Genomic DNA, 17,062 nt, shown 5'->3' on the forward strand with positions numbered 1-17,062 from the left:
AAAGGGCCACCCAGTGTGGCCCCGATTTGCTCAATCCTTGTCCATCAGGATCCGGTTGGCGGGATCCATCATGGCGGCCCGGGCGCGAATGCGTCGCTCCAGCACCGGAATGAGATTCTTGTTGTCGAGCCGATCGACCCGCTGGCCCCCTTCATAGAAGGCACTCTTGTTGGCAGCCCCTGCCAGACCAAGATCAGAGACCAGCGCTTCGCCCGGGCCATTCACCACGCAACCGATGATGGAGACATCCATCGGGGTGATGATGTCCTCGAGCCGCTCTTCCAGCGCGTTGACGGTGGCGATCACGTCGAACTCCTGCCGTGAGCAGGAGGGACAAGCGATGAAGTTGATGCCACGGGAACGAATACGCAGGGATTTGAGGATATCGAAGCCGACCTTCACCTCCTCCACCGGATCCGCCGCCAGCGAGATACGCAGGGTATCGCCGATGCCGTCGGTGAGCAGCATGCCCAGACCGATAGCAGACTTCACCGCGCCGGCACGGAAACCGCCCGCTTCGGTGATGCCCAGATGGAGCGGCTGCTCAATCTGTTTGGCCAGCAGGCGATAGGCACCGACCGCCAGGAACACATCGGAGGCCTTGACGCTCACCTTGAAATCCTGGAAATCGAGGCGATCGAGATAGTCCACGTGACGCATGGCGGACTCCACCAGCGCTTCGGGGGTTGGCTCGCCGTACTTCTCCTGAATATCTTTCTCCAGCGACCCGCCATTGACCCCGATACGGATCGGGATATTGAGGTCGCGCGCGCAATCGACCACCGAGCGCACCCGCTGCTCGTTGCCGATGTTGCCCGGGTTGATACGCAGGCAGTCGGCACCGTACTCGGCCACTTTCAGGGCGATGCGATAGTCGAAGTGGATATCGGCGACGATGGGAATGCGGGTCTGCTGTTTGATGAGCCGGAACGCTTCCGCCGCTTCCATGGTGGGCACGGAGACACGGACGATATCGGCACCGACCCGCTCGATCCGCTGGATCTGCTCGACGGTGGCGGCAACATCGGTGGTCTTGGTGTTGGTCATGGTCTGCACGGTAATGGGGGCATCGCCCCCAACCGGTACATTACCAACCATGATCTGTCTGGATTTACGACGAATGATGGGAGATTCGTGAGAAGACATGAGAAACAGGTTACTCCTGCGGCAGTGAGAAGCGGGCAGTACGACCGTTGTTGTAACGGCTCATATCAAACGACTGCCCCTTGTAGTCAAGCTTGACGGCCATCGGCGCGCCAATGATGAACTTCAGGGGCTCGGCGCCTTCCAGCACCAGCTCGTCGTTGGCCTTCTTCAGACCACTGAACAGGGTCTTGCCGTTGGCATCCTTCACATCCAGCCAGCAATCGGCGGTGAAGCTCATCTTCAGTTGCGGTGCCGTCGCCGGATCAACGACAGCCTCTTCAGATTCAGAGCCATTGGCGCCGGATACTGCAACATCGGTCACCGCGCCAACATCAGCGTTGACATCGGTCGGGGCCACGGCCGCAGAGGCCGGTGCCAGCGTGGCGCTCGCCTCGGAAACCACCGCAGGGGCAGTCACGTCCGTGGCGGCAGGTGCGATGGCAGCGCCTTCCACCGGAGCGGTGTTGATCGCATCGGGCGGCGTGATAGCAGGCGCAGCAGGGGTCGAGCTGGTCGCACTCATCTCGGTGGCAGCCAGGGCTTCATCACCGGCGGAGCGACGTGCGGTACTCTGCCACCACCAGGCGACCGAGAGCGCAATCAACACCAGGATCACCAGCCAGGTCACCACCTTGAGCCGACTGTCGTTGGCTTGCTGGCGGGAGCGACGGGAGAAGCTCTGCATGTCGATATTATCGGGCGGCGTCAGACCCAGCTTGTCGTATGCGGCCAGAATGGTCTCTTCGGGGATCCCGACCAGCTTGGCATAGGTACGCAGATAGCCCCGGATAAAGGTATGGGACGTGTGCTTGTCGTAGGTATCCGATTCGATAGCGGCGATCAGGGTCAGACGAAGGTGAATGCGGGACGCAACCTGTTCTCGTGTCCAGCCAAGCTGTTCACGGGCGTTGCGCAGCAATTGGCCTGGGCCTGCTGCCTGGGAGTCGTCTTGGAAATCGTGTGGCTGTTCAATAGTCATTGGCTAAATAACGCTTGGCTTGTTGCGAAGTGGGATATTGCCTTACCAGCTCAGTCCCGAATTGGTGAAGTAATGCCGGCTTGTCCATCGCCTGTGCCAGCCGCAGTCTCAACCAGAGACTCTCCTCATTCTCGTCTGACACATCGGCAAAACGGGCGAGGTAGGACTGCACATCAGGCAGCTTGCCATCTTTCATGGAAAGCTCGGCCAAGTCCAGCAATAACCCTGGATTGCGGGGATTATACCCCAAGGCCAGGCGATAGTACTCGCCTGCTTTATCATTTCTGCGATTTTGCAGCGCACAAAGTGCCGCATTTTCATAGGTATCGGCAATTTTTACATAGCCTGGCTGAATAACCGCCTGGTTGAACGCCTGATCTGCCTCGGCATACCTGCCGCGATCACAGAGGAAGGCACCATAGTTGTTCATTGCGTCAGCATTGGACGGATCCATGGCAAGGGCGTTCTTGTAATGAGTCTCGGCTGCCTTGAAATCCCCTACCTTCTGGTAAAAGTAGGCAAAACCGATCTGCACCTGAGGATTGGAGGAGTCATATTGGAGGGCGCGGTCAAGATTGAACTTGGCCTGCTCGGCATTGCCCTGACGCAGGTACTGAATACCCAGGTCGAGACGGGTCTGGGCTGCCGCCTTGAGGTCGGGGCCCACTTCACGCTGGGTCGAATTCTGGCCAGCGTAAGTGGTCTCGGTCACACAGCCAGGCAGCGCGCAGAGCGCTGCCACTACGATCAATGTACGTGTATCCATTCCCTGTCTATACAATGGCTTAGCATTTAAACCATTTTGACGGAAATCCCATCCTGTTGCATCCGATTTTTGATAGTTCGCTTGGTACGGTCAATTACGTCACCCACCAGCTGACCACAAGCGGCGTCGATGTCATCGCCACGGGTTTTGCGGACGATAACGGTGAAACCGTACTCCATCAGCACCTTGGAGAAGCGATCGATACGGCTGTTGCTCGGTTTGCCGTAAGGGTTGCCCGGGAAGGGGTTGAACGGGATCAGGTTGATCTTGCTCGGGGTGTCCTTGAGTACCTTGGCCAGCTCGTGAGCATGTTGCATATCGTCATTGATATGATCGAGCAGCACATACTCAACGGTCACCCGACCGCCATTGGCATTGGACTTCTCGAGGTAACGACGGACACCGGCGAGGAACTCCTCGATGTTGTACTTGTCGTTGATCGGCATGATCTCGGAACGCAGCTTGTCGTTCGGGGCATGCAGAGAGATAGCCAGCGCCACGTCGATCTGGTCGCCCAGCTTGTCCAGCGCAGGTACCACACCAGAAGTGGAGATGGTCACCCGGCGCTTGGAGATGCCAAAACCGTAGTCATCCATCATCAGACGCATGGCGGGCACCACGTTGGCCAGGTTGAGCAGCGGCTCGCCCATCCCCATCATCACCACGTTGGTGATGGGGCGCTTGCCACCGACCACGCGGGCAGCACGCCACACCTGACCGATGATCTCGGAAACTTTCAGATTGCGGTTGAAGCCTTGCTGGGCGGTAGAGCAGAACTTGCACTCCAGCGCACAGCCGACTTGAGAGGAGACACAGAGGGTCGCGCGATCATCTTCCGGGATGTAGACGGTCTCGACTTCCTGATCACCCACCTGCAGGGCCCACTTGATGGTGCCATCGGCAGAGCGCTGCTCGCGGCTGATCTCGGGCGCCTTGATCTCGGCGATCGCCTTGAGGCGCTCCTTGAGCACCTTGTTGACGTTGGTCATCTGATCGAAATCATCACACCCAAAGTGATAGATCCACTTCATTACCTGATCTGCCCGGAATGGCTTCTCGCCCAGTTCGACGAAAAAGGCACGCATGGCATCCCGATCAAGATCCAGCAGGTTGATTTTTGTTTCGCTCATCAATGGCCTCAGTTCAAACACTTCATCAATTATTGGCTGACGACGTCAGGGGGCGGCATTGTACAAATAATGGGTCTGGCTTTCCACCTGGAGAATAGAGGGATATTGCGTAAACGGCGAAAACAACAAAGGGAGCCGAAGCTCCCTTGCAGGTATCAGTCACGAGATTAGTCGCGGGAGCAGAGCTCGTTTTCGCTGAAGAAGTAAGCAATTTCACGCTGGGCCGAGGCAAAGCTGTCGGCACCGTGTACCGCGTTGCGGTCGATGCTCTCGCCGAAGCAGGCACGCAGGGTACCGGCCAGGGCTTGCTCGGGATTGGTCAGCCCCATCAGGTCGCGGTAACGCTGAACGGCATTTTCCCCTTCCAGCACCTGCACCATGACCGGACCGGAGGTCATAAAGGTCACCAGCGCATCATAGAAAGGACGGCCTTGATGTTCGGCGTAGAAGCCTGCGGCCTGTTCGCTGGTCAGACGCAGCATTTTGGCGGCAACGATGGTCAGGCCAGCGCTTTCCATGCGGTGGTAGATCTCGCCGATCAGGTTCTTGCTGACAGCATCCGGTTTGACGATAGAGAAGGTACGTTCGATGGCCATTGATATCTTTCCTTAACTACAGAGATTTATTGTTAGAATCCATGTTCGCTGGCGATTATACGTAAACAAAAACCGGAAAAACACACAAATAAGCAACTTTTTATTAAACATCACTCCCTTGCAATCAACATCCACGCTCATCTTGACCGAGCAGAGCCGGAAAATATGTGCGCTTGCGCACGATAGTGACCTTAAGCCGCCAAAAACCCATCTTTTGCTCACTATTCGAACAGCATGAAAGAAGGCACCCGAAGGTGCCTTTTCTCGCCTATTTGGCTTCCGCCAGCAGGGCCCGCGCTATGGTGCGCATCCCCAGGGTATTGGCCCCCGGCGCCCAGAGAGCATCGCCATTGTCACTGAAGCAGGCGGCCAGATCGATATGCAGCCACCCCATCCCTTCGTTGGCAACGAAACGGGAGAGGAAGCCCGCCGCGTTGGAAGCGCCACCCGGCCCGCCACCCTTCACCGGACGGCTGTTCGCCGTGTCGGCGTAATGGGAGGGGCACTGCTGGCGGTGCCAGGGCTCGAGCGGCAGCGGCCAGGCCGGCTCCTGCTCTGCATCGGCATAGGTCATGGCTCGGCTCACCAACCCCTTGTCGAGGCCAAACAGGGCATTGTAGCGTCCACCCAGCGCCATCACGGCGGCGCCAGTCAGGGTGGCAGCATCTATAATCAGCGGCGCGCCACTGTCGCTCGCCAGTTGCAGGCCATCGGCGAGTACCAGCCGCCCCTCGGCGTCGGTATTCACAATCTCGACCGTGGTGCCGTTCTTGTAAGTGAGGATATCCCCCAGCTTGTAGGCATGACCGGAAACCAGGTTCTCGGCGCAGCAGAGAATGAGCTTCACCCGCTTGTCGAGCCCGCGCAGCATGGCCAGCGCCAGCGCACCGGTCACAATCGCAGCGCCCCCCATGTCGCACTTCATGGTGAGCATCCCCTCGGAGCTTTTCATGGAGTAACCGCCGGAGTCAAAGGTGATCCCCTTGCCCACCAGCGCAGCCGCTACCGGCGCCTTGGGATCGCGCCCCGGGTTGAAGTCGAGCTCCAGCAATACCGGTTCGCGCGCACTGCCGCGGCCCACCTGATAGAGACCGACCCAACCGGCCTGTTGCAGCGCTTCGCCTTTCAAAATGCGATGACTCACCTTGTCCGGCGCCAGCTCGGTAATAAAGGAGGCCGCTTCCACCGCCAGCTCCAGCGGGCCCAACTGCTCCGGGGTGGCATTGGTCATCTCACGCACCCAGCGGCCGCAGAGCCAACGCGCCTCCAGCTCCTCTCTGTCCTCTTCCGAGGACATTGCCCACTGCAGTTGCACCTCCGCCTTGGGGGTTTGCAGACCCTGGGCAAAGGCCCACTGCTGCTCACGCTCCCAGTGGCCAGCCAGCGTCACTTTCTGGACCCCTTGCTGGCAGAGACGACGGGCCGCCTGCTGGATATCGAGCAGCGGATTGGCCGTCACCAGATGGATCACCATGCCGTCGGCGCGGTGAGAGAGCAGCGCCCCCTCCCCCCACTCGGCAGGCGCAAATTCACGACTTAACCAGATATTCATGCAGTCACCTCCTGCAGCCAGCGTGCGATCGTGCGCAGACCGTGGCCCTTGGCGCCGGTTGCCCACAGATCGTTGCCCGATTTTTGATAAGAGGCTGCCAGATCCAAGTGCACCCAGCCCTTGCCCTCATCGCGCACGAAGCGGGAGAGGAAGGCGGCAGCCGTGGTGGCACCAGCTGTCCCTTCAGCCGAAGCGACGTTACCCAGATCGGCAAAGGCCGAGGTGAGCTGGCTGGCATGCCAGGGCTCCAGCGGCAGTGCCCATGCCTGCTCGTTTTCCACCTTGGCGGCGGCCAGCGCGCGCTGCTGTTCGGTCTCATCGAGGGCAAACACCGCATTATAATCGCGCCCCAGCGCCATCTTGGCGGCACCAGTCAGGGTGGCAGCGTCAAGGATATAAGCCGCGCCGCTGTCGGAGGCCGCCATCAGGCCATCGGCCAGCACCAGACGACCTTCCGCATCGGTGTTCTGGATCTCGACCGAAATGCCGTTTTTGTAGGTGAGGATGTCGCCCAGCTTGAAGGCGTGGCCGGAGACCAGGTTCTCGGCGCAGCAGAGAATGAGCTTCACCCGCTGGTTCAAACCGCGGCTGATGGCCAGCGCCAGCGCGCCGGTGACCATGGCCGCGCCACCCATGTCGGACTTCATCGGCAGCATGTTGTCAGAGGACTTCATGGAGTAGCCACCGGAGTCGAAGGTGATCCCCTTGCCCACCAGCGCAGCCACCACGGGGGCATGGCGATCTCCGGTCGGGTTGTAGTCGAGCTCAAGCAGCACCGGCTCACGCTCGCTGCCACGGCCGACCGACCAGATCCCGATATGGCCGGACTCGCGCAGCGCTTCACCGGCGGTGATGCGGGCAGTGACCTGATCCCCGGCCAGACCACGAATGAGTAACAGGGCCGATTCCGCCAGACTCATGGGGTAGATCTCTTCCGGAGAGCCATTGGTGATGTCACGTACCCAGCGAGCCGCCTTGAGCAGCGCATCCAGTTCGCGGGCATCCGCGTCGCTCTGCTGGCCGAAATCCAGTTCACGCGCCCCCTTGGCGGCGTAGAACCCCTGGGCGAACGCATAGCGCCGCTCCAGATCCCACTCCTCACCGGCCAGCGTCACCCGCTTGATCCCGCTCGATTCAAGGCGACGGGCGGCACGCTGAACGGTGCGCAGAACATCCTTCTCCTGACCGGCGGCACCAAGATGGATCTGTGCCTCGTCGCCATTGAAACTGAGCTGGGCGCCCTCGCCCCAATGGGCGGCCGCAGCCTGGGTGGATAATGCTACCTTCATCATGTCAGCCATCGTGTTTGCTTCCTTTTTACTGGCACTATTTATAAGCACTCTTTATGGGAAAGAGCTTATTGGCAAAGAGAGAATAACGAATACAAAAAAGGCCGAGCCCCCGAGGGTCACGGCCTTCCACCATATCACCGAAGCACCACAGGATGCTGCACGTGCAATTCACTCATGTGTAATTAATGGCGTTCAGAGGCAAGGTTCAGGGTGTACTTGGGCAGTTCCACCACCAGATCCTCGTCCGCCAGTTTTGCCTGGCAGCTGAGGCGCGATTCCGGCTCCAGTCCCCACGCCTTGTCCAGCATATCGTCTTCCAGCTCGTCGCTTGGCTCGAGCGAGTCAAAGCCCTCGCGCACCACGCAGTGGCAGGTAGTGCAGGCACAGGATTTCTCGCAGGCGTGCTCGATCTCGATACCGTTGCGCAGCGCCACATCGAGAATGGTCTCGCCGCTTTGCCCCTCGAGGGCGACGCCATCCGGACAGAGTACGGGATGAGGAAGAATGATCAGTTTTGGCATATTACACCTTGTTGACGTTTTGTCCGGTCAGCACCTTGCGGATGGAGGCATCCATCCGACGGGCTGCAAACTCGCCACTGACAGCATCCGCCGCCTCAATGGCTTCTTTGATTTGATGGGTTGACCCTGTGTTGCGCATGGTCAGCAAGTGGGCAATGGCACCATCGATCTCGGCACGTTCGGCCGCGTTCAACAGCTCATCGCCATCGGCGGCCAGCGCCGCATTGAGGCTCTCGACCACCCGATCGGCTTCAACCTGCTGCTCTGCCAGCATGCGGGCATCCATATCCTGCTGGGCATTCTCGATGGAGGCACTCAGCATGCTGAGAATATCCTGCTCTGCCAGCCCGTAGGAGGGCTTGACCTGGATCTCGGCCTGCACACCGGAGGACTTCTCCATGGCACTCACCGACAGCAGACCATCCGCATCCACCTGGAAGGTGACGCGAATATGGGCAGCACCAGCGGCCATCGGCGGAATGCCGGTCAGGGTAAAGCGGGCCAAGGAGCGGCAATCGGCGACCAGTTCGCGCTCGCCCTGTACCACGTGGATGGCCATGGCGGTCTGACCATCCTTGAAGGTGGTGAACTCCTGGGCGCGAGCCACCGGAATGGTGGTGTTGCGCGGGATCACCTTCTCGGCGAGGCCCCCCATGGTCTCCAGACCCAGCGACAGCGGGATAACGTCCAGCAGCAGCATCTCGGCATCGGGCTTATTGCCCACCAGGATGTCGGCCTGAATGGCTGCGCCGATGGCGACCACCTTGTCCGGATCGATGCTGGTCAGCGGCGTGCGCTGGAAGAACTCGCCCACCAGTTCGCGCACCAGCGGCACCCGGGTGGAGCCACCAACCATCACCACTTCCAGCACTTCAACCTGCTCGAGACCTGCATCGCGCAGGGCGCGGCGGCAAGCCAGCAAGGTCCGTTTCACCAGCGGGATGATGAGCTCATCCAACTGGCTGCGGCTCACTGAACCCTGCCAGCCGGCAAAGGTGCAAGCCACCTGCACGGCATCGGTCAGACCGTGTTTGACGGCAGCGGCCACATCCAGCAGCTCGCGCTGCAGATGGGCATCCAGCTCGCCGGATAGGCCCGCCTGTTCCTTGATCCAGTCCGCCAACAGGTGATCGAAATCATCACCACCGAGGGCCGAATCACCGCCGGTCGCCATTACTTCAAAGACGCCGCGATGCAGCCGCAGGATGGATATATCGAAGGTACCGCCACCCAGATCGTAAACCGCGATAACCCCTTCCTGACCGGAGTCGAGGCCATAGGCAATCGCGGCCGCAGTCGGCTCGTTGAGCAGGCGCAGCACGTGCAGACCGGCCAGACGGGCCGCATCCTTGGTGCCCTGACGCTGGGCATCGTCGAAATAGGCAGGCACGGTAATGACCACGCCGTCGAGATCGCCACCCAGCGAGGCGGCACCACGCTCGGCCAGCTTTTTGAGAATTTCGGCCGAAACCTGCACCGGATTGACCAGCCCCTGACGGGTTTGCAGTTGCGGCATGCCATTGTCGGCGGCAACAAACTGGTAAGGCTGCTGGCGGGTATCAATATCGGCCAGCGCCTTGCCCATCATCCGTTTGACCGAGACGATGGTGTTGTGAGGATCGAGTGCCGCTTCGCGCTTGGCATCAATCCCGACTCGAATGGTGTCGCTTTGATAGTGCACCACTGACGGGAGCAGGTCGCGCCCTTGCTCATCGCAAAGGGTATCGGCGTGACCGCTGCGAACCGCAGCGACGAGAGAGTTGGTAGTGCCGAGATCGATGCCGACGGCACGTTTGTGCTGATGAGGAACAGCGCTCTGGCCGGGTTCGGCGATTTGCAGTAATGCCATGGGTAATGAAACTTCCAGCGTTAAAGGATCAAGACTCGAGAAGCGAGTCTTCGAATCGTTCCAGCTCTTCGAGGAGCTTGTCGACAAACTTGAGTTTGCGAACGCAATCAGCGGCAACGAGATCTTTGCCGGCGGCAAGAGACTCGGTCAGCTGCTGCATCAACAACTGGTGATCATGCCTGATCTCGCTGCGAAAATCCTTGATGGCGCGCTCAGGGTCGGCGTCATCTTTCAGATCGGCCAGACGCTCGCGCCACTCCAGCTGCTGCATCAGAAACGCGGTATCTTGCAGGGTCTGCTGTTCACCACGGATATCGGTGCCACGCAGGGAGAGCAGATATTCGGCACGGCGCAGCGGCGCCTTGAGGGTAGTGAATGCTTCGTTGATCTGGGCGGCACGTTGCACCGCAGCCAGCTGCTCCCGTTCGGGGGCGGTGGCAAAACGATCAGGATGGAATTGGGTTTGCAGCTGGCGGTAGGTATCAGCCAACTGACGGGTATCGAGCTCGAAGCCTTCAACCAGCCCAAACAGCTCGAAATGATTCATGCAAACCTCTTGGAAACGTTCGCCACAACCTCACTCGCCCCTGGCAAATGAGATGTGGTTGAACGGGTCATGGGCGACCCGTTCAACCACAGACGAAGGATCATTGACGTCAAAAAACTCAGACACTGAAGCTTTCGCCGCAACCACACTCGCCTTTGGCGTTGGGATTATTGAACTGGAAGCCCTCATTGAGGCCCTCCTTGACGAAATCCAGCTCGGTGCCATCCAGATGGATCAGGCTCTTGGCATCGACAATAATCTTGACGCCCTGCTGCTCGAACACCTGATCTTCATCGGTCAGTTCATCAACGAACTCAAGCACGTAGGCCAGACCGGAGCAGCCGGTGGTCTTGACACCGAGGCGCAGGCCAATGCCCTTGCCCCGGTTAGCCAGAAAAGAGGAAACCCGTGCCGCGGCGGCATCTGTCATGGTAATAGCCATACTGCTCTCCGGCGCTTAGAGACCTTTCTTCTGCTTGTAATCGGCGATGGCGGCCTTGATGGCGTCCTCGGCCAGAATGGAGCAGTGGATCTTCACCGGCGGCAGGGCCAGCTCTTCGGCGATATCGGTGTTCTTGATGCCAGCCGCTTCGTCCAAGGTCTTGCCCTTGACCCATTCGGTCACCAGGGAACTGGAGGCGATGGCAGAACCGCAGCCGTAGGTCTTGAACTTGGCATCTTCGATGATGCCTTCGTCGCTGATCTTCAATTGCAGCTTCATCACGTCGCCACAAGCAGGCGCACCGACCATGCCGGTCGCGATGCTGGGATCATTCTTGTCGAAACCACCGACGTTGCGAGGATTCTCGTAGTGGTCGATTACTTTTTCACTGTAAGCCATATCTCACTCCTGCTAATTCTGTTGCTCACTGACCCGGTGGATCAGTGATGAGCCCATTCGACCGTGTTCAGATCGATGCCGTCTTTGTACATCTCCCACAGGGGGGACATCTCGCGCAGACGACCGATGGAGTCACGAATAAGCTTGACCGCGTAGTCAATCTCTTCCTCGGTGGTAAAGCGACCGATGCTGAAACGGATGGAGCTGTGTGCCAGCTCGTCGTTCAGACCCAATGCGCGCAGCACATAGGAGGGTTCCAGGCTGGCGGAGGTACAGGCAGAACCGGAAGAGACCGCCAAATCTTTCAGCGCCATGATGAGGGATTCCCCTTCCACATAGGCAAAGCTGACGTTGAGGTTGCCGCAGACGCGATGCTCAAGATCACCGTTGAGGTAAACGGCTTCGATATCCTTGAGGCCATCCCACAGACGCTGACGCAGTGCCATGACACGCTCGCCCTCGCTGACCATCTCTTCCTTGGCGATGCGGAAGGCTTCGCCCATACCGACGATTTGGTGAGTCGGCAGAGTGCCGGAACGCATGCCGCGCTCGTGACCACCACCGTGCATCTGGGCTTCGATACGCACGCGCGGTTTACGACGAACATAGAGCGCGCCGATCCCTTTCGGGCCATAAATTTTGTGGGCGGAGAGAGAAAGCAGGTCAATCTTCATCGCTTCGACGTCGATCTCTACCTTGCCAACGCTCTGGGCGGCATCCACGTGCAGCAGGATCTTGCGGGAGCGGCACAGTTCGCCCAGCCCCTTGATATCCTGGATCACGCCAATTTCGTTGTTCACATGCATCAGGCTCACCAGAATGGTGTCATCACGCATGGCATTCTCGATCATCTCGAGCGTAAACAGACCGTTGGGCATCGGCTCGAGGTAGGTCACTTCGAACCCTTCACGCTCCAACTGACGGCAGGTATCGAGTACCGCTTTATGTTCGGTCTTGGAGGTGATGAGGTGCTTGCCCTTGCTGGCATAGAAGTGGGCAACACCTTTGATGGCCAGGTTATTGGATTCGGTCGCACCGGAGGTGAAGACGATCTCGCGGGGATCGGCACCGATCAGCTCTGCCACTTGATTACGGGCCAGATCTACCGCCTCTTCGGCCTGCCAGCCAAAACGGTGAGAACGGGAAGCCGGATTGCCGAACAGGCCATCCATGGTGAGACACTGCATCATTTTTTCTGCGACACGCGGGTCCACCGGACAGGTTGCCGAATAATCAAGGTAAATAGGCAGTTTCATGTTTTTCTCCGTCACAGTCCGGGTCATACAGAATCCCGCTGTGGAAAGCACGTTTATAGTTGGACTTTCAAGCTCACATCGCCGTGTTCTGCCCGTTCAACCAGGGACAACACGGTCTTCATTTGTTCATCTTGCTTGCCGGCAATCCGGCGCACATCGGCCTGGCGTACCAGCTCGGCCAGGGTGATATCTCCGAGGAAGCTGGAAATCCGCTCGCTCAGATCACGCCACAGGGAGTGCGTCAGGCACTGGGTACCGCCGTGGCAGCCGCCCTTTCCAAGACACTTGGTGGCATCGACCGACTCATCGACCGCGGTGATCACCTGGCCAACCGAAATCTCGTCAGGGGCCAACCCGAGGCGATAACCACCGCCCGGGCCACGCACGCTGCTCACCAAACCATGTTTGCGCAGGCGGGCAAAGAGCTGCTCGAGATAGGACAACGAGATGCCCTGGCGCTCGGAAATATCGGCAAGGGGGACGGGCCCCTGCTCTGCATGCAGCGCCACGTCGAGCATGGCGGTTACAGCGTAACGTCCTTTTGAAGTCAGTCTCATGTGCCTTACCGTCTTGCGAAGCAATTTAATGGGGCACATGATCACATACCCGACCAAATCAGTCAAGTATATGGTTGAGTAAATCAGTCGGATTAATCCGGTACGCGCGCTTTCTGCACCGAGGTCAAAATCCCGCGCAGAATGTTGAGCTCTGCCGCTTCCGGCCGTGCCCGATTGAACAAGCGACGCAACTTGCTCATCACATGACCCGGATGGTCATCGGCAATAAAACCGGTCTTCATCAGGGTTTGTTCCAGGTGCTGATAGAACCCTTCCAACTGGGCAGCACTCGGATAGGCCATCTCATCCTCAGGCTCGGCAGCCTGCCCCTGCAGCCAGCGCATCCGCACTTCGTAGCAGAGGGTCTGCACCGCCATGGCCAGATTGAGGGAGCTGTAATCGGGATTGGCCGGAATGGCCACGTGGTAGTGGCACTTTTGCAGCTCGTCGTTGGTGAGACCGGTGCGTTCACGGCCAAACACCAGCGCAACCGGGTGCTGCATCCCCTCAACCACCGACTTCTCGCCGGCTTCACGGGGATCAAGCATGGGCCAGCTCAGGGTGCGGGAGCGGGCGCTGGTGCCAATCACCAGACCACAATCAGCGATCGCGTCGTCCAGCGTCGGGACGATACGGGCATTGGCAAGCACATCGCTAGCACCTGCCGCCAGGGCGAAGGAATTTTCATCCGGCAAGGCTTGCGGATCAACCAGAACCAGTTGGGTCAACCCCATGGTCTTCATGGCACGCGCCGCAGACCCCATGTTGCCGGTATGAGAGGTGTTTACCAAAACGATACGAATCTGATCCAACATGCCCAGTCAATCTTCAGTCAAAAATAGCGCGCAATTGTAACATAGGAGAACGCTATTTTGGCACCGTAAAAGCCGAGCCATTTCAGAACAAAACCGTCTGTTTGTATAACAAACCAGCATGAGGGAAGTGAGAGAGGGAAACTAAACTTGATGGATATCCGGTTAACGGCACAGGAGACACAACGCCATGCTTCCTCCCTTTATCTATGAGAGATTGCCCAGCCTCTACCTGCTGATGGCTATTGCCATCATTATGTTGGGTGAACAGCCCCTGCTCTGGTTTGCAGGTGCCTTGTTGTTTATCGCTGGGGCCGTGACCTGGATGATGCGCTCCAGTTACCGGCGTACCGACCTGATTATCTTTCCGAGCAAACGCTGGCTGCAGCCGGAGTGGCTGTATGAAGCGCAGCCCTTCATCTGGCTGGGTGTGGGGCTGGCCATGTCACAGCTGCCCGCCCCTACCGCCCTCATCGCCTTGGTACCCTGTCTGTGGGCCTGTCGTTGCCTCTGGGCACGGCACCATTATCGCCGCCATGCCCACGGGGTGATTGTCCACTTACGACGGGATCCCGCTCGGCGCCGCCTGCACCGCAGCCTGCGCTGACTCGGTGCGGGCGCGTTCGATAAACGTCGCCAGATCCATCAGGGGATACTTCATCAGGCTCGGCAAGCCATCGAGATCCAGACTGTCCATCAGGTTTTTCACCTCAAGGCCCAGTTCGGTATCCCCTTCTATCTTCAGTTTGCGCTGGAAGAAGAGCGAATCAGGATCCTCTTTACGACCGGCAATCAGAATAAGGTCGTTGGCTGTGCCGCTGAAGCAGACATCGGCCTTGTCACACTCGCGCGCCACCACCAGCTGGCCATTCTGTTCACTGATAAACCAGCACAGCTCCAGATCAGAGACGTCGACTTTCAGCCACTTGTCTGCCAGAAACGCGAAATCGCCATCTGCGATGGCCTCTTTGAAGACCCTGGCCAGCAAACTCTCCATCAGCTGCTTTTGCAGATTGAAGGGAACCAGCTTGAGGGGATGGCGCAAGAAGCGCGGAGCCTGTTCGACCAGGCGGCGTTGCAGTTGTTGAAACACGATAGACTCCCTTTTTTGCGCATTCAAACACAGGGCGAGAGGCAAGATCCTGTTGGAAATCAAACTTGTGCAGGGTTACCTCAAGAAGGGTAAAGCCACACAAAGCTGCCTCAGGTCAAAAAGCGGGAGTGCATGGCTGCATACAATCAGGGCTCGTTTGCCCTTCATATGCACTCTCGGAGCGTACCAATGGAATTACTCTGTCCGGCAGGCAGTTTGCCGGCACTGAAAACCGCCGTGGATAACGGGGCCGATGCCGTTTATATCGGTTTCAAGGATGACACCAATGCCCGCCACTTTGCCGGTCTCAACTTTACCGACAGCAAATTGGAGAAGGCGGTGGATTATGTGCATCAACATGGTCGCAAACTGCATATTGCCATCAACACCTTTGCCCATCCCGGTGCCGATGCACGATGGAAACAGGCGGTTGATCGCGGGGTGGCCCTCGGCGCCGATGCCCTGATCATCGCCGATCTGGCGGTGCTGGAATATGCCAGCAGCCACTATCCGGAGATGGAGCTCCATGTCTCGGTGCAAGCCAGCGCCACCAATGCCGCCGCCATTCGCTTCTATCAGCAGCAATTCAATGTCAAACGGGTGGTGCTACCCCGGGTGCTCTCCATGCATCAGGTCAAACAGCTGGCCCGCGAGACCGATGTTGGCCTCGAGGTGTTCGCCTTTGGCAGTCTCTGCATCATGGCCGAGGGGCGCTGCTATCTCTCCTCCTACATGACGGGCGAGAGCCCCAACACGGTCGGCGCCTGCTCACCGGCCAAATTCGTCCGCTGGGAAGAGACCCCGAATGGCCTCGAGTCGCGGCTCAACGAGGTGCTGATCGACCGCTACGGCCAGGGTGAAAATGCCGGTTATCCGACCCTGTGCAAAGGACGTTTCGATGTGGATGGCCAGACCTACCACGCACTGGAAGAGCCGACCAGTCTCAATACCCTTGGCCTGTTGCCCGAGCTGTTCCAGACCGGGATCCAGTCGGTCAAAATTGAAGGGCGCCAGCGCAGCCCCGCCTATGTGGAGCAGGTGACCCGGGTCTGGCGTGCGGCCATCGATGCCTATCAGGCCAATCCCGAGGCCTATCAGGTCAAGCCAGAGTGGGATGCCCAGCTCGCCCGCGTCTCCGAAGGTAGCCAGACTACCCTCGGCGCCTATCATCGTCAGTGGCAATAAGGAGTCCACCCATGCAATTTTCTCTCGGGCCTCTGCTCTTCTACTGGCCCAAAGCCGATACCGAAGCCTTTTACCATGCCGCGGCCGACAGCCAGGCAGACATCATCTATCTGGGGGAGACCGTCTGCAGCAAGCGACGCGAACTCAAAGTCGATGACTGGATTGCGCTGGCCCGTCAGGTCGCCAGCTCCGGCAAGCAGGTGGTGCTCTCGACCCTCGCCCTCATTTCCGCCCCTTCCGAACTCAAGGAGGTGAAGCGGCTGGTCGACAACGGCGATCTGCTGGTCGAAGCCAACGATCTCGGTACGGTGCAACTCGCTTGGGAGGCAGGGATCCCGTTTGTCTGTGGCCCCGCCATCAACGCCTATAACGCCGATGTGCTGCGCATGCTGCTCAAACAGGGGATGAAACGCTGGGTCATGCCGGTGGAGCTCTCCCGTGACTGGCTGATCCAGCTCAATCAGGATCTGGGGTCCCTGCGCGACCAGTTCGAGGTGGAGGTGTTTGCCTACGGCCATCTGCCGCTCGCCTACTCGGCGCGCTGCTTCACCGCCCGCTCCCTCGACAAGCCCAAGGACAACTGCGAGCTCGCCTGCATCAACTACCCCACCGGACGGCTGGCCAACAGCCGCGAGGGGCAGCGGGTGTTCAATCTCAACGGGATCCAGACCCAGTCCGGCTACTGCTACAACCTGGGCAACGAGCTGGCAGGCATGGAAGGTCTGGTGGACGTAGTCAGACTCTCACCACAAGGGATGGAGACGCTGGAGATGCTGGCCCGCTTCAAGGCTAACCAGCAGGGCAATCATCCCCTCGCTCTGCAGCAGGATCGCGACTGCAACGGCTACTGGCGCCAGATCCCCGGCATGAGCCTGGTAGAATAACCCCGCCATTCGCCCAACAAAAAGGCCTCATCGCGATAATGCCAGTCAGTTAGGCC

General features: G+C 58.9%; 19 protein-coding genes. 3 read left to right on the forward strand and 16 right to left on the reverse strand.

Annotated features, from left to right (window positions below; all coding sequences use genetic code 11):
• Positions 1–30: 30 nt before the first annotated feature.
• The 15 genes from ispG to trmJ all read right to left on the reverse strand — a co-directional run bounded on the left by ispG (position 31) and on the right by trmJ (position 13,847).
• Positions 31–1,146 carry a flavodoxin-dependent (E)-4-hydroxy-3-methylbut-2-enyl-diphosphate synthase gene (gene ispG, locus BN1115_RS19365; protein WP_042658451.1) on the reverse strand — a complete coding sequence of 372 codons (1,116 nt, stop codon included), beginning with the start codon at positions 1,144–1,146 and terminating at the stop codon, positions 31–33.
• Positions 1,147–1,156: 10 nt separating this feature from the next.
• Positions 1,157–2,125 carry a cytoskeleton protein RodZ gene (gene rodZ / locus BN1115_RS19370; RefSeq protein WP_042658452.1) on the reverse strand — a complete coding sequence of 323 codons (969 nt, stop codon included), beginning with the start codon at positions 2,123–2,125 and terminating at the stop codon, positions 1,157–1,159.
• Positions 2,115–2,906: a PilW family type IVa pilus biogenesis/stability lipoprotein TapF gene (tapF, locus tag BN1115_RS19375; RefSeq protein ID WP_128821638.1), complete on the reverse strand. Its 792-nt coding sequence runs from the start codon at positions 2,904–2,906 to the stop codon at positions 2,115–2,117. The genes rodZ and tapF overlap by 11 nt, the downstream gene beginning before the upstream one ends.
• A gap of 11 nt (positions 2,907–2,917) precedes the next feature.
• The gene (rlmN, locus tag BN1115_RS19380) at positions 2,918–4,021 is read right to left on the reverse strand and encodes a dual-specificity RNA methyltransferase RlmN (protein ID WP_033136073.1); all 1,104 of its coding nucleotides are present in this window, start codon (positions 4,019–4,021) and stop codon (positions 2,918–2,920) included.
• Between the two features lie 167 nt (positions 4,022–4,188).
• Positions 4,189–4,617, reverse strand: a complete 429-nt coding sequence (gene ndk, locus BN1115_RS19385; RefSeq protein ID WP_033136074.1) for a nucleoside-diphosphate kinase — start codon at positions 4,615–4,617, stop codon at positions 4,189–4,191.
• Between the two features lie 268 nt (positions 4,618–4,885).
• Positions 4,886–6,169 (reverse strand): aminopeptidase PepB, encoded by a 1,284-nt coding sequence (gene pepB / locus BN1115_RS19390; RefSeq protein WP_042658454.1) that lies wholly within the window; start codon positions 6,167–6,169, stop codon positions 4,886–4,888.
• Positions 6,166–7,470, reverse strand: coding sequence for an aminopeptidase PepB (gene pepB, locus BN1115_RS19395; RefSeq protein WP_042658455.1), 1,305 nt, complete (start codon positions 7,468–7,470; stop codon positions 6,166–6,168). The genes pepB (BN1115_RS19390) and pepB (BN1115_RS19395) overlap by 4 nt, the downstream gene beginning before the upstream one ends.
• Before the next feature lie 173 nt (positions 7,471–7,643).
• Positions 7,644–7,982 carry an ISC system 2Fe-2S type ferredoxin gene (gene fdx / locus BN1115_RS19400; protein ID WP_042013201.1) on the reverse strand — a complete coding sequence of 113 codons (339 nt, stop codon included), beginning with the start codon at positions 7,980–7,982 and terminating at the stop codon, positions 7,644–7,646.
• A gap of 1 nt (position 7,983) precedes the next feature.
• Positions 7,984–9,831, reverse strand: coding sequence for a Fe-S protein assembly chaperone HscA (gene hscA, locus BN1115_RS19405; protein WP_042658456.1), 1,848 nt, complete (start codon positions 9,829–9,831; stop codon positions 7,984–7,986).
• Positions 9,832–9,859: 28 nt separating this feature from the next.
• Positions 9,860–10,378, reverse strand: coding sequence for a co-chaperone HscB (gene hscB / locus BN1115_RS19410; RefSeq protein WP_042658457.1), 519 nt, complete (start codon positions 10,376–10,378; stop codon positions 9,860–9,862).
• Between the two features lie 118 nt (positions 10,379–10,496).
• Positions 10,497–10,820 (reverse strand): iron-sulfur cluster assembly protein IscA, encoded by a 324-nt coding sequence (gene iscA, locus BN1115_RS19415; protein WP_005333812.1) that lies wholly within the window; start codon positions 10,818–10,820, stop codon positions 10,497–10,499.
• 15 nt (positions 10,821–10,835) lie between these two features.
• A complete protein-coding gene (iscU, locus tag BN1115_RS19420; protein ID WP_040094674.1) occupies positions 10,836–11,219 on the reverse strand; it encodes a Fe-S cluster assembly scaffold IscU in 384 nt (127 codons plus the stop codon).
• 41 nt (positions 11,220–11,260) lie between these two features.
• A complete protein-coding gene (locus BN1115_RS19425; RefSeq protein WP_042658458.1) occupies positions 11,261–12,475 on the reverse strand; it encodes an IscS subfamily cysteine desulfurase in 1,215 nt (404 codons plus the stop codon).
• A 53-nt stretch (positions 12,476–12,528) separates the two neighbouring features.
• Positions 12,529–13,032: a Fe-S cluster assembly transcriptional regulator IscR gene (gene iscR, locus BN1115_RS19430; protein WP_042063444.1), complete on the reverse strand. Its 504-nt coding sequence runs from the start codon at positions 13,030–13,032 to the stop codon at positions 12,529–12,531.
• Between the two features lie 92 nt (positions 13,033–13,124).
• Positions 13,125–13,847 (reverse strand): tRNA (cytosine(32)/uridine(32)-2'-O)-methyltransferase TrmJ, encoded by a 723-nt coding sequence (gene trmJ, locus BN1115_RS19435; RefSeq protein ID WP_042658459.1) that lies wholly within the window; start codon positions 13,845–13,847, stop codon positions 13,125–13,127.
• 187 nt (positions 13,848–14,034) lie between these two features.
• Between trmJ and BN1115_RS19440 the strand changes: the two genes are divergently transcribed.
• Positions 14,035–14,451 carry a hypothetical protein gene (locus BN1115_RS19440; protein ID WP_042658460.1) on the forward strand — a complete coding sequence of 139 codons (417 nt, stop codon included), beginning with the start codon at positions 14,035–14,037 and terminating at the stop codon, positions 14,449–14,451.
• Here the strand turns inward: BN1115_RS19440 and ubiT are convergent.
• The gene (gene ubiT, locus BN1115_RS19445; protein WP_042658461.1) at positions 14,404–14,937 is read right to left on the reverse strand and encodes a ubiquinone anaerobic biosynthesis accessory factor UbiT; all 534 of its coding nucleotides are present in this window, start codon (positions 14,935–14,937) and stop codon (positions 14,404–14,406) included. The genes BN1115_RS19440 and ubiT overlap by 48 nt on opposite strands.
• A 189-nt stretch (positions 14,938–15,126) precedes the next feature.
• Between ubiT and ubiU the strand changes: the two genes are divergently transcribed.
• Together ubiU and BN1115_RS19455 are read left to right on the forward strand one after the other, a co-directional pair.
• Entirely contained in the window at positions 15,127–16,122 is a 996-nt protein-coding gene (gene ubiU / locus BN1115_RS19450) for a ubiquinone anaerobic biosynthesis protein UbiU (protein WP_042658462.1), read from the forward strand.
• A gap of 11 nt (positions 16,123–16,133) precedes the next feature.
• Positions 16,134–17,006 (forward strand): U32 family peptidase, encoded by an 873-nt coding sequence (locus BN1115_RS19455; protein WP_042658463.1) that lies wholly within the window; start codon positions 16,134–16,136, stop codon positions 17,004–17,006.
• Positions 17,007–17,062: the final 56 nt, after the last annotated feature.

This window comes from Aeromonas allosaccharophila (assembly GCF_000819685.1).
Lineage (GTDB): Bacteria > Pseudomonadota > Gammaproteobacteria > Enterobacterales > Aeromonadaceae > Aeromonas > Aeromonas allosaccharophila.

Bases quoted from the DNA above. Each gene is read 5' to 3' on its own strand.
- ispG (WP_042658451.1), bottom strand. From the start codon at position 1,146: ATGTCTTCTCACGAATCTCCCATCATTCGTCGTAAATCCAGACAGATC.
- hscA (WP_042658456.1), bottom strand. From the start codon at position 9,831: ATGGCATTACTGCAAATCGCCGAACCCGGCCAGAGCGCTGTTCCTCAT.
- BN1115_RS19455 (WP_042658463.1), top strand. From the start codon at position 16,134: ATGCAATTTTCTCTCGGGCCTCTGCTCTTCTACTGGCCCAAAGCCGAT.
- ndk (WP_033136074.1), bottom strand. From the start codon at position 4,617: ATGGCCATCGAACGTACCTTCTCTATCGTCAAACCGGATGCTGTCAGC.
- BN1115_RS19440 (WP_042658460.1), top strand. From the start codon at position 14,035: ATGCTTCCTCCCTTTATCTATGAGAGATTGCCCAGCCTCTACCTGCTG.
- BN1115_RS19425 (WP_042658458.1), bottom strand. From the start codon at position 12,475: ATGAAACTGCCTATTTACCTTGATTATTCGGCAACCTGTCCGGTGGAC.
- pepB (WP_042658455.1), bottom strand. From the start codon at position 7,470: ATGGCTGACATGATGAAGGTAGCATTATCCACCCAGGCTGCGGCCGCC.
- hscB (WP_042658457.1), bottom strand. From the start codon at position 10,378: ATGAATCATTTCGAGCTGTTTGGGCTGGTTGAAGGCTTCGAGCTCGAT.
- rlmN (WP_033136073.1), bottom strand. From the start codon at position 4,021: ATGAGCGAAACAAAAATCAACCTGCTGGATCTTGATCGGGATGCCATG.
- iscA (WP_005333812.1), bottom strand. From the start codon at position 10,820: ATGGCTATTACCATGACAGATGCCGCCGCGGCACGGGTTTCCTCTTTT.
- pepB (WP_042658454.1), bottom strand. From the start codon at position 6,169: ATGAATATCTGGTTAAGTCGTGAATTTGCGCCTGCCGAGTGGGGGGAG.
- fdx (WP_042013201.1), bottom strand. From the start codon at position 7,982: ATGCCAAAACTGATCATTCTTCCTCATCCCGTACTCTGTCCGGATGGC.
- ubiU (WP_042658462.1), top strand. From the start codon at position 15,127: ATGGAATTACTCTGTCCGGCAGGCAGTTTGCCGGCACTGAAAACCGCC.
- trmJ (WP_042658459.1), bottom strand. From the start codon at position 13,847: ATGTTGGATCAGATTCGTATCGTTTTGGTAAACACCTCTCATACCGGC.
- iscR (WP_042063444.1), bottom strand. From the start codon at position 13,032: ATGAGACTGACTTCAAAAGGACGTTACGCTGTAACCGCCATGCTCGAC.
- rodZ (WP_042658452.1), bottom strand. From the start codon at position 2,125: ATGACTATTGAACAGCCACACGATTTCCAAGACGACTCCCAGGCAGCA.
- iscU (WP_040094674.1), bottom strand. From the start codon at position 11,219: ATGGCTTACAGTGAAAAAGTAATCGACCACTACGAGAATCCTCGCAAC.